This window comes from Legionella steigerwaltii, assembly GCF_001468065.1.
GTDB classification, from domain to species: domain Bacteria; phylum Pseudomonadota; class Gammaproteobacteria; order Legionellales; family Legionellaceae; genus Legionella; species Legionella steigerwaltii.
Genome location: NZ_LNYZ01000001.1, coordinates 380583 through 395660, shown reverse-complemented (window position 1 = coordinate 395660; position 15078 = coordinate 380583). Strand labels below are relative to the sequence as shown.

Below are 15078 nucleotides of genomic sequence, written 5' to 3'. Positions count from 1 at the left end.
ATCATCAAGCAAGATCCTCACCTTTTGTAAAGAACGGAGCCCCGCCTTCCTGGGACGATAGCTCATTCTTAAAATGTGAATTAAGAGGAGAGTTAAAATCATCCTCCCATTTGGCAATAACCATTGTTGCGACACCATTACCTATTAGGTTAGTTAAGGCGCGAGCCTCTGATATAAATCTATCTATCCCTAATAATAGTACCAATCCTTCGGCTGGAATAATATGCATACTGGTCACAGCTGTAGCCAGTGCGATAAAGCCTCCACCAGTTACATTAGCAGCTCCTTTAGCAATTAACATCAGCATAACAACTATCATGATTTGTTGTTGAAAATCAAAATGAAGATGAAAGACCTGAGCAAGGAACATGAGCGCCATTGTAAGATAGATACTCATTCCATCAAGATTGAAAGCATAGCCTGCTGGCAAGATAAATCCTGCAATGGATTTGTTGCATCCTATTTTTTCAAGCTTACTAATCATTCTTGGCAAAACAACTTCAGTTGAAGCTGTACCTAATACAATAAGGAGTTCTTCTTTTATATGTTTTAAAAAAATCCAAAGGTTAAATTTAAATAACTTAGCAATCAAGCCTAAGATTATGCATATAAAAAATATGCACGTAAGATAAAAGCAGACCAATAATTTACTCAGCATAACCAAAAAATGTGTTCCATGTGTCCCGATGGTATATGCGATGGCACCAAAAGCCCCAATGGGTGCCATTTTCATGATCAATGCAACGATAGAAAATAAAATCTCAGATAATTGTTCTATGAGATTGATAACTGGTTGGGTTTTGTCTTTAACCCGCAATAAACCAAAGCCCAAAAGAGTAGAAACAAATAAAATTTGTAACGTATTCCCTTGAGTAAAAGCACTAATCAATGTATCTGGAATAATACTTAATATAAAATCGGTCAAATTAAATGGAGCAGTATGAGCTGGGATAGTGGGAATACTTGTTTTATCTAGTGAATGAATATCAATATTTAAACCTGCCCCTGGTTGAAAGTAATTTGCAACAGCAAGCCCTAAAAACATTGCTATCGTCGTTACTACCTCAAAATATATTAATCCTTTTATACCAATTCGCCCTGCTTCTCTTATATTTTTTAACTTTAGAATACCCATAACAACAGTAGAAAAAATAATTAACGGTACTACAGCACGAATTAATTTGATAAACCCCTCACCTAACGGTTTCATTTTTGTAGCTAGATCGGGGTAAAAATATCCCAATACAATGCCAATGAATAGAGCAAACAGTATTTGAAAATAGGGTTGTTTATATAACTTAAATACTTTCATTTCCAATTTCACTTCAGTAAAAGCCTGGTACTTTTCTCCTTATGATAAGATACAAAACAGGCGTCATCAATAATGGTAAAAAACACAAAAATGTAACCAATGTGGTTTTATTAAAATTAGAAAGGAACTCAATAGATTAGTGCTTTACACTAAATAAGCAATTTCAAGTTGTACAATATTGAGATATAGAGTGCCGCTACTTAATTGATTTCCGCTTACATTCAGATGGGTTTGACCAATATGTTTCAATTGATAACCTATACTTAATAACAAATGGGCATTAATCGCCTCATGCAACCCCACGCCTAGCTGATACATAAACGAATTTGAACTTTGATTTTCTACAGAAAGATTAAATACTTCTTCATTGTTAAGAGAAGAAATCCCAAGTCCTTGAGTTTGGTTAAAGTTTATTCCGATACCTGCGCTAACGTAAGGATTCATAATTAATGTTGAATCATAAATCAGTTTCCCTTTGACCCCCATATCGGTATGACTTAGCCTAAATTTATAGTTGAAATTATGAAAACTAGAATCAACCCCACTCCATATACTTCCATTTACAGCAATGGTACTGGTTTCGGCTACAACTAAGCCGATCTGACCTATTAGGTTTGATGTAACTTTTTTTTGAACTCCAAGAAATTGAGCGCCATTAAATACAGGAGAATTGCTGCCTCCATGATGAAGAAACGTTGTTTCTAAATCTGTATGCCAATTGAATGTTTGCGGATTTTGTGTTGCCCCACTGATCCAAGCCGGTCCAAAGCTTAAATCAACCAAGTAATGAAAACTCGAAGGCGTAGCGGGCTCTGTAGCTGCTAAGGCAAATGCAGAAAATACACATAGGAAAGTGTAAAAAGTAACTTTGACCCCTGGCGCCCAGATTGTTAAAATGATTTGATACAGGCTTCTTAAGGTCAATGATACAATTTTGTTCATCGTGTAAAATATCCTTTTTGTATTTATGTTTCATGAGTATTCTTAGCAAATCATATAGAAAAACTTATGAATATCAAAGAGTCAAACTCATTCTGTTAGGCAATGTCCCTAACTTTTTTCTAGGGCATAACGATCGCAACTTCAATATGTTAAACATTCTGAATCGAAAATTTAAAATTAAGAAATTTTACGTAATTCTCCACACTTTTTTATGCTGATAAAAAATAGTCGTTCGAATTGACTCTGATTGATTTCTCATGGCTCGGTCTATGTGGCAAAAAACAATATAAAGGTAGTATTATGGCTTCATAGTCTCTTAAAGCGCCACATGTGCCTTCACTTGCCAATGAGTCATGTATGAATTTTCATACCCCTCAATCAAAGCCACTTGTAATGCCCATTGTTTTTCCCATGCCTTGGGTTTAAATGCTTTATTCCAAGCAATAAATAATTTTTTTTGCGACGGACTTAAGGTAAGCCCATAATGTTCATTCATAAATAAATAAGCTCGAGCGACAATACCCTTAGCTGAATCTGGTAGCTCTACACGGTGAGAGACCCTATCAATTTTCATCGCATCCGTTTGCTGAGGCAACATACCAAATTGATGGTGCGAATGTGCTTGATTCATCATGCCTACTTCTGGCCATAAGTTATAAAGCTCGGCCTCCACATTACGAAATTGCTCATCGATTTTCTCACAACAACGACGCCCTTTATACGGCTTGCCATGATCATCCTCACAGATTAGCTTACGACAACACTCAAATTGCCGTCCAAAATGCTCAGCTGCCATAACATACTTCCAATCAATGCGATGCGCTCGTTGCATTGAATCTGCAGACTGAATACCGCAACAGACTAAATTCAGTTCTTTATCTTCATAACTACATTGGCAATAAAGGGGTTGTGGGTGTTTCTGAAATAATTGTGCGGCACTTTTCTTAGATTGTGGAAAAGAGCTTGGGGATTGGGCGAAAGCTAGGAAGGCAAAGCACAATAAAAATAAAAATCGAAGCATAAAATGCCATGAAGAATAAAATAAGTACTATTATAAAATGGTTTTTTGTTTTTTTATAGAAAAACCATATCTAATTTTTTTTATATATATCAATAAGTTAAATAAAAAACTATTTTACCTAAGGTTCGGTTTTGATACTATTTTAAACTCAAGAATCTTGATTAAGTATCAAATAAAAATAATTGATTGAATCATTTTAATAGATAAGGCCATAGTGTCATAAATCATCTGCTATTCTAAATATATGGATAGTACTCCATATAAAACGAATGCAGCTTATTTTTGAACAATACTAAATTAATCCGATTATATTCAGTAATATCAGATATAGAGAGTTGAAAATGTCAATCAATATGAGAAGCCAATTAACCGATCTGATCCTAAAAAGATTAAATGAAGCTAAGGAGGATTTGAAACAGCAGTTTTTTTTTGAACATCCTATAAAAGTTGGTCGTCATTTTGCACTTGATAATCTTCTTCCAATTGAACTGGCTGAAAAAATATATGCTAGCTTTCCCAAACCAAGCCAAATGCATTTATTAAGTATTACTGGAAAATTAAGATTAAGATACAGTCATTTAAGGGATGTGCCCAGTTTATTGCAAGATATTAATTTTGCGATTCAAGATCCTAGAATAGTTGCTGTGATAGAAGAGATCACAGAGATTAAAAATCAAATTCCTGATCCTACCCAGTATGCTGGTGGAATTAGTACACTACTTAAAGGATATTATATTAATCCTCATTTAGACCTTTCGCATGATGTAAACAGAAAACATTACCGAACAGTGAATGTACTGTATTATGTGTCTCCTAATTGGCAGATAGAAAATGGCGGCAATTATGAACTTTGGGACAGTGAAATCAAAAATCACATTGTCGTCCCTAATTTTTTTAATCGATTAGTGGTAATGGAAACAAATCGAATATCTTGGCATGCTGTTAATGAAGTTCGATGTGACGCTCCTCGATGTTGTGTGTTTAACTATTTTTTTTCTAAACAATCTCCTCTAGGTGAAGATTATTTTTTCAAAGGGATTTCATATAGACCTCGACCCGAACAAAAAATTCGACGTGGAATCGAACTGATTAAAAATACTCTCATAGGAAAAAAATGGTAGACTCTAATTAGTCCAATGAGCCTAGGATCAAGTCTTGAATTTTGTATTAAAAATTAAAATTCGGACTTACCCCACAAATTACCAGGATAACTTAAGAGTTTATTTAGTACTGATAGCAAGTTGCGAAGCCGGAGCCGAAGCAGGCTCAGAACTAGGACTCTTAAAAAAAGAGTGAGGGCTTGATGAATCGGACTTCTTCTGTGTAACATCTCCTATCACTAAAGTAGGCTGCGCTGTACTTTGTACTGAGAGCTTAGTGAAAAATGCAGGTAAAGTAAGAACAATACTTTCCTCTTCATCATCCTCATCATCGAGCACTATTAGCTCATCAGAATGAAGTTTATTATAAGCCTCTGCAAGCCCTGTCCCTGCTTTAAAGGCTTTTGAATAAGTGAGTACCGCATCCACTGTGAAGTTGCGAGCTAAAAGGTTCTTCATAAACACTGGATCATTAATATCAAAAACAGCACCATAATCAATAGGCATCAAACCATATTGAGTGTGCATAAAATTATTTGGTTTGGGATCAGCCATAACAAATCCACTTTTATACATTTTTAATAAATACTCTTGAATCTCTTCCCAAGATGGCTCCTTCCCAGTAAAAAAGGGCATGATTAATTTACCGTTTTCCACAATTGCTTGCCCTGCGGGAATCTTCATTATATTAATAAAATGATTAAAATTTTCTTTTTCAGATGTTGCAGTAGATAAAAATTCTGTTGATCTAGCTTTTCTAGGGAAAAACTCTTTCACAGCATATCGCTGATGAGTTAAATGGTTTTCGTATAAAGAAACACAGCCAAACTTACCAGCTCCTAACTTCTTAATTAGTTTACACCACTCTAACACCATTAAGTTTACTCCAGAAGGAATAGTGTAAAATTATACCAACTGATCACGGATAGATCAATTATGCTTTAAAAGGCTAACTGAAAAACTGATTATGCATAGTTTATAAAAGGGTTTATGAATTCGAGCAACAACAGTCAGAGTCAATTATTGACAATAAGGTTCAATCCTCGATTTTTTAATTTGACTTAGCTATCTTATTGTAAAATAATCCAATACCATCGATTTATTCAACACGTTCCTCTTGTAGTGTCAATAGTTAAGGAAAATTATGATTGTTATTTTCGTCCATGGTTGGAGTGTCACACATACCAATACTTATGGAGAGCTTCCTCAATGGCTTGCAAGCCAGAGCAAAGACGGAAAGTTGAATATTCAAGTTGGTAATATCTATCTCGGGCGCTATATCAGCTTTGACGATACAGTAACAGTCGACGATATAGCGCGTGCATTTGATCAGGCTGTGCGTGATGAAATTGCTAATAAGCTGCGAGATGGGGAGCGTTTTGCTTGCATCACCCACTCTACCGGCGGCCCCGTTGTTCGTAAATGGATGGATTTATACTTTAAGAATAATCTTGCAAAATGCCCATTGAGTCATCTTATCATGCTGGCTCCCGCCAACCATGGTTCCGCGCTTGCTCAACTTGGTAAATCCCGGCTAGGCCGCATAAAAAGTTTTTTTGAAGGTATTGAACCGGGACAGCATGTACTTGATTGGCTTGAGCTCGGAAGCGATATGAGCTGGCAACTTAATGAAAGTTGGCTTGATTACGATTGCACTACTAATGGCATCTATTCCTTTGTACTTACAGGCCAAAAAATTGACCGCCAACTTTATGATGCGGTTAACTCCTACACGGGAGAAGCCGGATCTGATGGGGTGGTCCGCGTAACTTCTGCAAATATGAATTACAGTCTATTAAAGTTACATCAGGAAGGAACTAACGGTGAAAATCTTGTTGTCGCCAAAATGAGACGGACACGGCCAATGGCATTTGGAGTTCTGCCTGGGTGCTCACATTCCGGTAAAAAAATGGGAATCATCCGCAGTGTGACTATGGCCAATGCCGCCACTCATCCTACGGCTATATGGGTCTTGCGATGCCTCCAAGTAAAAAACCGTGACTCCTATAATACATTAGCAAAAGAGCTCGATAAAATTACTAAAGAAACCCAGATCAATGAGCAAACAGAACTTGTAAAGACGCTTATCTATAAGCGCGAATACATCACCAATCGCTACTCTATGATTATATTCCGACTTATTGATGACCGGGGCAATCGTCTTGACGATTATGATCTTTATCTAACTGCTGGCCCCAAATATAGCGAGGATGCGCTTCCTACAGGTTTCTTCGCGGACCGCCAGCGAAACCAGCGTGATTTAGGAAAACTGACTTATTTTCTTAACTACGACATCATGGAAGCCGGGATTAATACGCCAAAAATGCAAGGCAATTTGGGGTTTCGTATTAAGGCACACCCCGAAGCAAGTACTCAAGCCCTTGCCTATTACAGGTTACTTGATTTTCATTCCTCGCTTGCGGATATTAACAAAATTCTTCATCCGAATGAGACAGTAATGGTTGAAGTCATGCTTCAGCGACGAGTTGATAGAACTGTTTCCCGTATCACCAACAACTTGACTCCGACAAAAATCAGTTCAAAACCGATGGGCAAAATTGAAAATTGACGTGTAACGTTTCAGCGGCAAAATCCATTATCTTTTGGAATGCAAGAGCGAAAAAATTAATTATGGGGCTAATCCTTGGGTTACTAAGTAAAACATCAACATCATCATTCTTTAATAGCGATTCTTCTTGATAATTATTACCTAAGACAGCGTTTGCCGTATTAATCAGACGTTGGACTGCCTCTCTCTCTCCTGGGGTAAGGTGAACATCACGTGTATTATCAAGGGCTTTTAATTCACCAATAATAGCCCTGACCTCATTTTGTTCAAATTTACTCAGTTCAATTGCTTTTATACTTTCTGCAAAGATTATTAAAGCTTTCTCTTGTTGACCTACAAATGCACACTTGCGCTTTTTCCGCACAACAGCAACTGCCGTGTCTACTAGCTCTTTAGCGCTTTTTTGTCTAATTTCTTCAGTGCTAAAATGTTTAATAATATAGGCAACCACCATACTTGCGCTGCGCGCAGTTCCTGCTTGGCAATTTACTAAAACATTACCTGTTTTTAATCCTTTTTCAATTGCATCAATGCCTCTGGAAAAAGTTTCTGGTGAAATAAATACATCGGGTGTATCAGCTAGAGGTATCGCTAAATAACCAGTGGTTTTTGCATCGTTATCCTTTTTCTGAGATCCGCAATCTAAATTAAACGTAAAAGAACTTTCATTCCTCTGTATTAAATCAAATATAGTTTCATGCGCTATTTGATTCCCAAGATAAAGGCCTGGAAGAACTTCTTCCATTGGTGTTTCCAAGCTTGCATACTGCTCACGCTCCCCGTTTACTATCTGCAAAAGCCCAACAGCCTTAGTCTGCGTCAATATTAACTCTTGTGGTTTTAACTTTCTGCTAATGACATCCTCTGTTCTTGATATTATTGATCCTTCTTCTTTTTCCTTAACAGCAATATTAGTAACATCTTTTAATAGTTTTTCAATAAACATTGAGAAATTTCTTCTCATATGTCTTTTTTGTTCTATTGCAAAGTCTTTTTCTAATTTTAACTCGGAATTACTGAGTAAAAAGGAAGTTACAAGAGTTCTTAGATCCTCATTTTGGAAAAGATACTCTCGATCACCAAGCAAAAAAGCTTCGCGCTCTGTTTGATCATATAGAAGCGTAAAAACAGTGCTTAAAAAGGTCTCTTCAGCACCTTTTGCATAATTCTTTAAGCCTCTATCTCTATCACAAATATCAAACATTTGAAGATAGAGGTTAATAATAGATACTGAATAAAAACTCAATTTATTAGCATTTTTTGTTATTTCTTCACGCAAACCAGGGCTTAATCTAAGGCCAAAAATTCTATGCGTAGGTTTTCGTTTTTCAAAAGCAGCAACCAAGTCTTCAAAAGTAGTTGCGTGTTTTAGATTTAGGCTTCCACCAAATAACTGCAAATCAAAAATCATATATTTATCAATTTCATTTTCTTTTAGTTCCCTTTTGGCAACCAATTGTTCATAAATTTGATCTAAGGGAGATTTTGAAGATTTTTTTGACAAAACAATAATACATATTTTACCTGTTAAGGTCTTTATTTCAATTTCTAAAGTTTCGTTTGGGTTTTCTGTTTTGGTGAGCATGACTATTCATTTGATAATTTATATTATCCCAGAAAATATACATCAAATATACCGTATGTGTAAAATATATTCTTTTAAATACGTAATGCTTAGGGACTAATTAATTGGTTTTTTTAGAGTTTCTAAATATTGATTGTACAGTTCAATATTGCTTTAGGAAAAAAGCAAGGCTTTCCCCAATTACTATCTCACGATAACATACTTCCAATAGCTGCTATGGCACCGAGAGTCACAATACTCACATTCAAAAAATTGTCACATGTAGTTTGGGAGTTCCTGTTTTTAGGTCTAAAAAAAGTAATATCTTTACTCTCGCGCTCAGGCAATGATTCAACTATTTTTATATCTCTTTTTAAAATAACTTCTGTCCACTTGTTTATATCTTCCATGGTCACTGTACGTGGGCTTGCTTTGAATACAATAAGTTTAATCAGTTCAATAGGAAGAAGGGGCAGAGAATCAAGGCGATTGCTCGCCAATGCAAACAGAGTAACCTTGAGTTGATTTATGAAATTTTTCCTTTGCTGCAAAATGTCACTTTCAATGTAAATGTACTCCTTTTTTTTATGTTGTATAGTAATCTCTAATCCCGTTTTAAATTCCTCTTTTGTGAAATATTGAATTAATGGTTTTCCCTTAATATTTCTGTCAGGAGAGGCAACAGGAAAGGTAACTCTATAATCAATATGAAGTGAAGCTTTGGGTTTTAAAGTAAGCCAACCAGAGGATTGTTCTACAGAATTTGAAATCCGACCGATTGCAAATTCTCCAAATAGATAACGACCGATTAAAAGATTTAAACTATGCTCATCAGCATGATCCTCAAGAGTACCAATAACAATTCCATTAAATTTAATTGTAAACATAACAAATCTCAATTAATAACTTCATTCTCAGATTTAAAATTCAAACCAAAAATTTCAACTCATTTAAGCCAACTTGTCAACAGCATGTTCAATTTAAGGTCTTGATTTAGAGCATTTATAAGAAATAATCTTCAGAAAAAGAAAATCTTTTGTTTCCCTTAAGCTCCATACGTGTAAATTCTATACTGTGTCTATTAGCGAAACATTTCCATTTTTGTTCATTATTAACATATTGATTTTTTTTACGTTGAAATACAGATTGCGTAAATGCTGCTATATTTTTAGTCATTTCAGCCGTTCGCGCGGAACTATAAATAAATACTTCAATATTATCCTCTCTCATGTGTGTGCCTAATAAATGACTATAATCATAGGTGCTTTTGTCGGAAATATATTGCGTGTATTGATTAAATGGCTTATCTGTTAAATCTATTCCCCTATTACTGACTATAAAGGCAGTAAATGCAGTCATAGAAATTTCAACATAACCTAAATCAGCACTAGTATCTTCAAAAAATTTTAATCTGTAATAAGCGACCTCAGTAAAAGCTGTCTCAAGTTGTAAAGAGCCATACCAAAGTGACGGTTCAAACGTACTACCAAAACGAGAGCCGTATTTTAATGGAGGATATCGAAAAGGAGTAAATATTAAATAATCTTTTCTTTTTTCAATTAATGGTTTTGATTCCTCTATTAATTCTTCTAAAAGATCATGTTCTTCTATGGAATCAACTAAATCACGGGAACTTAAAATATGTTGATCCTCTACTACTCTCCATGGTTCAACAGAAATAGTACTGATGAATTGATTCCCCTCACACAACTTCCATATATTCATAGCTTTCCACGCATTGCATCGATATAACTTACTACTTCGACTAAGCCAGTAACCGTCTTTAACCGATCAATAGGCTTTTGGTTGAAATATTTATTGTGACTATTTAGCCATAATTTTGCTTTTTCGTGATTATTTCCAATTAATGAATTTAATCCCCTGTATACTCTTAAAAGAAGTAATGCTATTTCTCCTTCTTTGGTAGTTGGCGATATATATGCTTTACCTTGATTTAATCGTGTTATGGTGGACTCACTAACTCCAATAATGCTATGTAAATCTTTACCAGTTAAATTATAAAAATCAGCTAATTTTAAAATAGCCTTAGTTAAAACTCGCTCTTTTTGATGATCAATTTTTAAGGAAGTTTTCATAAATACCTCTTTCCCTCATATTTCATATGAAATTATAGTCCATTTAATTTTCATATGCAAATAAGCTGTTTTGATCTTTACTTAAAACAACTCTATTCTGTATGTTATGACAAAACAGATTTTGATTGTAATATATATTGTGATCTTAATCGCTGTAGTCGTCGGCATTGATCTGTTATTCTTCATGGATCGGTTCTGGGAGCGACTGATGGCGAACATAGGCATCGTTTTGGTTTTTACTGCCTTTTATTTGAGATTTCTGAAATAAAAGGTACTAATGCACGTAGCCAAGGGGTCAAAATGACCAAACTTAATTGTTATCTAGTCGTTTGAGATTTCTATATGATTAAAAGCAAGTCCGCCATCAACTTTTATAATAGTACCAGACATATAGCTCGATGCGTTGCTAGCAAGCAGTAAAATACAGCCATCCAATTCTTCCAACTCAGCTGCTCGTTTATAAGGAACAGATTTTATCGCTTTTTTTCCGTCTTCAGTTTTTAAGAATTCAGCAACCATTTTGGTTTTCATGAAACCCGGCGCTACTGCGTTAACCCGAATATTATGCTCTAAAAGCTCTAATCCCATACTTTTTGTCATATGTGCAATAGCTGCTTTAATTGAATTGTAAGGAATTAAATCCTTTTGAGTACGATGATAAAGCGAGGAAGATAAATTAATGATAGACCCAGCGACTTTTTTATTAATCATACTGGTCGCTACTGCTTTTGAAACGATCCAGGTTCCTAGCAGGTCAACTTGAAATGTTTTATTCCAAATTGACTGAGTCACCTCCATAAACGGTCTGTAATCAATTACAGCCGCACAATTAATTAATACATCAATGCAGCCAAAAGTTTCTGTGACTTGAACCACAGCCTGTTCTACTTTCTTTTCATCAGTAATGTCTAGATGCAATTTGATTGGATGATGCTTCGATGTTTTGATTACTGATTCAGTTTCATTTAAACCCTTTGAGTTAATATCAGCATATGCGACTTTACTGCCTAATCTTGCAAATAACGCGGAACAATGTTGACCAAGTCCTGAAGCGGCACCTGTAATTAAGACAGATTTATCTTCGACTGAAAATAATTTTTCCAAGTATAACATCTTCTATAAACTCCTTTTTGGTGAACAGCAATCTTTGCCTAATTCTTTGGTGATAAAGTCAAGCTTATCATATCCGGAATATAATTTTTACTCAGCAGCAGTTTCCAAATAAGCATTAAGTGATATTCATATTATTTAGGGCCTTGGAGAATTTTTTCTTGAGTGCCTTTTTCGATCGTGTCCTCTTCATCCGTTTCGTCACTTGTGTGTTGGACTGACAAACTTTCGCTACTCATTGAATCTGGTGATGGATGATTTTCAAAGAAGGTGTAAGATGGTCCGTGATATACTAAACCAGATTGATGTTGTACTGTTTCTTCTCTTTGCTCTTTAGTTGGCGTGTCTATTGCTTGTTCCCTTGTCCCCCTTTTTTCAAGACGTTCATCAGTCAGCATTTCTAACATCAGTGGATTACATTGTTCTCTTTGATTTTGTGTTTATTACTCGAGCTATAATTAAACAAAAGAGAATGCCCCTTGTAGCCACTTGATCACAAGGTGCTTAGGTAAGGAAACTAAAATGCATTCAAAGTCTGATAAAGAGAAAGTTATTGAAATTGACACATCCAGGAATCGGGTGGGTGGAAACAATTCGCAAGCGACCAGTAAAAAGGTGCTCTTTTATACCAAATTTGAAGGAAATACCGCAGGGGATGAGCGATTTTTAGAAATTATCCATGGCGCGGTTATTCAAGGTTTATCTAAAGACGCAGAAATTGGAATTTATATTGCATATGATAAAAAATCAGAGGAACGTGCTCAAAAAGCGGTGAATAAGTTGCTCGTAAAAATGACGGCGATGGGATTTAGTCCTGATAAAATTAAATTTTGGCTTCAAGAGGTCCCTGTTGACAAGTCAAAATACAAAGAAGAACAAGGTACAGCGCTTCTTTCTAAATGCATTCAAACAACCACTAAATGCATTACTCCTCCCAATACAGTCAAGAAATCATCTGGCCTAACAATTACCCTATTTATTAAACCCACCAAACTTAGGGAACCTACTTTAGATTTATTCATTATTGCTGGATGGGCACATCAACTTAACGAGAATGGGGCTGACCACATAAAAAAGATGTTAAAAGTCCCTGAAACTGCAAAAATTTTACTGTGTGCTCCTCCTGGTGGTTATATAGATCACAGGAATATAAGCAAAGGCCTTCGACCAAGCATAAGTATGAAAGCGGCACTCATTCAAAATCAATATCAAAATGTCTATTGTCTGCAACCAGGAGTCTACTCAGCTGGTGGGCTAATTACCTCAACGTCCACCACTTTAGCTGCAGTACAACGAGAACAAACACGAGATGATTGGATAAAGTATTTACTTGCAAATGAATTGCAAGAACTCACTCCAAGATTAATAAAAGTGAACGTTGCTGCAGCTGCAGCAACTACAGCAAAAGATGAGCTCATCGTCATTTATTGCAGTAAAGATAATCCTGGACACAAAGGTCGTGAGTTTATCGAGGATATTGTGGTAAAGAAGAAAAAAAATTATCCCGTCCTTTTAATTGGAACAAAAGAGAGAAACGGAAACACAGAAAATTATAAAAGCTGGGATGCATTATGTAGAGAGCATGGCTTAACAACGTATTCTCTTCCTCGAACATCAACAACAGAAATTTTAATGCGAGGTTTGCAAGACGCAGAGTATTCGATGGCAACAGGTTCTTTTTCAATTTTAGAAGCAAAAAAGTTAGGGATCCATAGGTGTGCTTATTTGGCCCCTCCTCACCTACAAAGCTTTGCTGGTTTACTTGAGCAAGCAGATACATACGAATTAGCAAATGCTTTTCATCAGGGAGAAATGGCTCTTGCAGAACTCTCTCTTTTACCTAAGAAAGATTTTTCTCCGAATATTTTAAGTGTCCATAATGCCCGAACGAGTCCTGAGCAAGAAATACCAGGGCTCACGATTGCTACAGAGGAAACAGCCCGACAGCGAAATAGGGTCCATAATTACATGCGTCGATATATGCCTGACGAGTATGCGTATCGAGCAGCAGCATACCGAGCATATGTTAGGTACCAGGAGTACTCTGATGAAGATAATGAAGACGAAGCAGATAAGGCGCATGAGCAATATGTTAGGACTTTTGCAGTATATAAAGCAGCCTATAATGAAGCGGAAGCAATATTGTTTGGTAGTGATAAAAATGATGTGTTGAATATTGATGATGATCAATCATTGACTCATCACGGTACTGCCGTGACCAGTTATTACGGTGCTACTGGTGTTGGTTACAGTGCCAATGGGGTCAGTACTGGTACTGCTGTGACCGGTACCGGTGCCAGTTATAGTGCTGCTCGGATAGGTACTGGTACCACCGTGGTCAGTGCCGTGGGATCCAGTTCAGGTGTTGGTTCTTATGACTATAAAGATGAATATGAAACAGAAAGTGCGAATGAGCAATTGGTTAAGTTTATGCAATATAAAGAAGTATACGATAAGCAGATAGCAGCTGCGAGGTTGGAGAAACATCCAAACGATGAGTTAGATACTGCGGCCGCAGGCATTGGAACTGATGCTGATCCGAATACTGATGCGGATCCGAATACTGATCCTGATACCAGTAACCAACATTCTTTAGATTAAAAAATGGAAGTGACAGGAGGAATGATGTTTTTAAAATCCCAATTGATAAATGATAAGGTATCAATACTCTTAAATGCACTATCTGAGTATCAAATTGATTTAGAACGAGGAAATTACGACACCTTAAACGCGTACAGTCATAAGTGGGAAGCTGAAGTGGTATGGGGTGCTCTTTCTGAAAGCATCAACGGAGTATCAAAAAATCTACTGCTTTCAACACAAGAGGTTGCTCACTTTTCATCTCAGCTTAGAAAAGAGCATCTCATTCGTTTTGCTTTAATTGCACAATTTATTGCTGTACTTCATTTACTGCCAGCAGAAAAGCGGATAAAACCAGAGGATGAACTAAATTATTTGAATAAAAACTCCAAGATTGCACTTTATGTTGAAGCGGGCATGCCAGGAGGTTGCCTCATTTATTTCAATGCAATAGTGCATTCTTTATTAAATACTCAATCAAAACTATCGGCATTAACTCAAATTCTTATCAGCCTTGAAAAAAATAAAGAACAATTCGCTTTCTTAAGTGATCTCACCATGCACGTTTTTGTTCAGCATTGGTTGGAATTATTTGAACAACTTGAGCCTGAATTTAAAAATAATTTTATGGTTAGCAAAGAGGAACATCTACAACGGGCATCCCACTGTCTTAGTACCGAAGAAGCACAAAAAAAGTTGACCATCATTGAAAAATATACTTTAAAGATTTTAGAAAAATTACATAAAGGATAAAATCTTAAGGTGTTATCATAATTATCCATAG

14 protein-coding genes are annotated in these 15078 nt (G+C 36.0%); 4 read left to right on the top strand and 10 right to left on the bottom strand.

Annotation, left to right across the window (positions count from 1 at the left end; translation table 11 throughout):
• Positions 1 to 4: 4 nt before the first annotated feature.
• The 3 genes from dctA to Lstg_RS01655 form a co-directional block, all read right to left on the bottom strand.
• Positions 5 to 1312: a C4-dicarboxylate transporter DctA gene (dctA, locus tag Lstg_RS01665; RefSeq protein WP_065235595.1), complete on the bottom strand. Its 1308-nt coding sequence runs from the start codon at positions 1310 to 1312 to the stop codon at positions 5 to 7.
• Between the two features lie 144 nt (positions 1313 to 1456).
• On the bottom strand, positions 1457 to 2254 hold the full coding sequence (locus tag Lstg_RS01660; protein WP_058475921.1) for a hypothetical protein: 798 nt from the start codon (positions 2252 to 2254) through the stop codon (positions 1457 to 1459).
• Between the two features lie 316 nt (positions 2255 to 2570).
• Positions 2571 to 3275, bottom strand: a complete 705-nt coding sequence (locus Lstg_RS01655; protein ID WP_058475920.1) for an endonuclease — start codon at positions 3273 to 3275, stop codon at positions 2571 to 2573.
• A 341-nt stretch (positions 3276 to 3616) separates the two neighbouring features.
• Here Lstg_RS01655 and Lstg_RS01650 point away from each other — a divergent pair, with 341 nt between their 5' ends.
• Positions 3617 to 4396: a 2OG-Fe(II) oxygenase gene (locus Lstg_RS01650; RefSeq protein WP_058475919.1), complete on the top strand. Its 780-nt coding sequence runs from the start codon at positions 3617 to 3619 to the stop codon at positions 4394 to 4396.
• A 99-nt stretch (positions 4397 to 4495) separates the two neighbouring features.
• Here the strand turns inward: Lstg_RS01650 and Lstg_RS01645 are convergent, their stop codons facing one another.
• Positions 4496 to 5152, bottom strand: a complete 657-nt coding sequence (locus Lstg_RS01645) for a hypothetical protein (RefSeq protein WP_133129179.1) — start codon at positions 5150 to 5152, stop codon at positions 4496 to 4498.
• Between the two features lie 367 nt (positions 5153 to 5519).
• Between Lstg_RS01645 and plaB the strand changes: the two genes are divergently transcribed.
• Positions 5520 to 6944: a phospholipase PlaB gene (plaB, locus tag Lstg_RS01640; RefSeq protein ID WP_058475917.1), complete on the top strand. Its 1425-nt coding sequence runs from the start codon at positions 5520 to 5522 to the stop codon at positions 6942 to 6944.
• Here the strand turns inward: plaB and Lstg_RS01635 are convergent.
• The 6 genes from Lstg_RS01635 to Lstg_RS01610 all read right to left on the bottom strand — a co-directional run bounded on the left by Lstg_RS01635 (position 6910) and on the right by Lstg_RS01610 (position 12121).
• Entirely contained in the window at positions 6910 to 8529 is a 1620-nt protein-coding gene (locus Lstg_RS01635; RefSeq protein ID WP_058475916.1) for a dual specificity protein phosphatase family protein, read from the bottom strand. The two genes, plaB and Lstg_RS01635, sit on opposite strands and share 35 nt — an antisense overlap.
• 188 nt (positions 8530 to 8717) lie before the next feature.
• Positions 8718 to 9395: a hypothetical protein gene (locus tag Lstg_RS01630; RefSeq protein WP_058475915.1), complete on the bottom strand. Its 678-nt coding sequence runs from the start codon at positions 9393 to 9395 to the stop codon at positions 8718 to 8720.
• A 115-nt stretch (positions 9396 to 9510) separates the two neighbouring features.
• Positions 9511 to 10233, bottom strand: a complete 723-nt coding sequence (locus Lstg_RS01625; protein ID WP_058475914.1) for an RES family NAD+ phosphorylase — start codon at positions 10231 to 10233, stop codon at positions 9511 to 9513.
• Positions 10230 to 10604: an antitoxin Xre/MbcA/ParS toxin-binding domain-containing protein gene (locus Lstg_RS01620; protein WP_058475913.1), complete on the bottom strand. Its 375-nt coding sequence runs from the start codon at positions 10602 to 10604 to the stop codon at positions 10230 to 10232. Before Lstg_RS01620 ends, Lstg_RS01625 begins: the two co-directional genes overlap by 4 nt.
• Before the next feature lie 321 nt (positions 10605 to 10925).
• Positions 10926 to 11717 carry an SDR family NAD(P)-dependent oxidoreductase gene (locus Lstg_RS01615; RefSeq protein WP_058475912.1) on the bottom strand — a complete coding sequence of 264 codons (792 nt, stop codon included), beginning with the start codon at positions 11715 to 11717 and terminating at the stop codon, positions 10926 to 10928.
• Between the two features lie 131 nt (positions 11718 to 11848).
• The gene (locus tag Lstg_RS01610; protein ID WP_058475911.1) at positions 11849 to 12121 is read right to left on the bottom strand and encodes a hypothetical protein; all 273 of its coding nucleotides are present in this window, start codon (positions 12119 to 12121) and stop codon (positions 11849 to 11851) included.
• 115 nt (positions 12122 to 12236) lie between these two features.
• Here Lstg_RS01610 and Lstg_RS01605 point away from each other — a divergent pair, with 115 nt between their 5' ends.
• Entirely contained in the window at positions 12237 to 14315 is a 2079-nt protein-coding gene (locus tag Lstg_RS01605; RefSeq protein WP_058475910.1) for a hypothetical protein, read from the top strand.
• Positions 14316 to 14336: 21 nt separating this feature from the next.
• Complete coding sequence (locus Lstg_RS01600; RefSeq protein WP_133129178.1) at positions 14337 to 15047, top strand: hypothetical protein; 711 nt, start codon at positions 14337 to 14339, stop codon at positions 15045 to 15047.
• Positions 15048 to 15078 lie beyond the last annotated feature (31 nt).

Bases quoted from the DNA above. Each gene is read 5' to 3' on its own strand.
- Lstg_RS01625 (WP_058475914.1), bottom strand. From the start codon at position 10,233: ATGAATATATGGAAGTTGTGTGAGGGGAATCAATTCATCAGTACTATT.
- Lstg_RS01660 (WP_058475921.1), bottom strand. From the start codon at position 2,254: ATGAACAAAATTGTATCATTGACCTTAAGAAGCCTGTATCAAATCATT.
- dctA (WP_065235595.1), bottom strand. From the start codon at position 1,312: ATGAAAGTATTTAAGTTATATAAACAACCCTATTTTCAAATACTGTTT.
- Lstg_RS01635 (WP_058475916.1), bottom strand. From the start codon at position 8,529: ATGCTCACCAAAACAGAAAACCCAAACGAAACTTTAGAAATTGAAATA.
- Lstg_RS01600 (WP_133129178.1), top strand. From the start codon at position 14,337: ATGATGTTTTTAAAATCCCAATTGATAAATGATAAGGTATCAATACTC.
- Lstg_RS01605 (WP_058475910.1), top strand. From the start codon at position 12,237: ATGCATTCAAAGTCTGATAAAGAGAAAGTTATTGAAATTGACACATCC.
- Lstg_RS01630 (WP_058475915.1), bottom strand. From the start codon at position 9,395: ATGTTTACAATTAAATTTAATGGAATTGTTATTGGTACTCTTGAGGAT.
- Lstg_RS01610 (WP_058475911.1), bottom strand. From the start codon at position 12,121: ATGTTAGAAATGCTGACTGATGAACGTCTTGAAAAAAGGGGGACAAGG.
- Lstg_RS01650 (WP_058475919.1), top strand. From the start codon at position 3,617: ATGTCAATCAATATGAGAAGCCAATTAACCGATCTGATCCTAAAAAGA.
- Lstg_RS01615 (WP_058475912.1), bottom strand. From the start codon at position 11,717: ATGTTATACTTGGAAAAATTATTTTCAGTCGAAGATAAATCTGTCTTA.
- Lstg_RS01620 (WP_058475913.1), bottom strand. From the start codon at position 10,604: ATGAAAACTTCCTTAAAAATTGATCATCAAAAAGAGCGAGTTTTAACT.
- Lstg_RS01655 (WP_058475920.1), bottom strand. From the start codon at position 3,275: ATGCTTCGATTTTTATTTTTATTGTGCTTTGCCTTCCTAGCTTTCGCC.
- plaB (WP_058475917.1), top strand. From the start codon at position 5,520: ATGATTGTTATTTTCGTCCATGGTTGGAGTGTCACACATACCAATACT.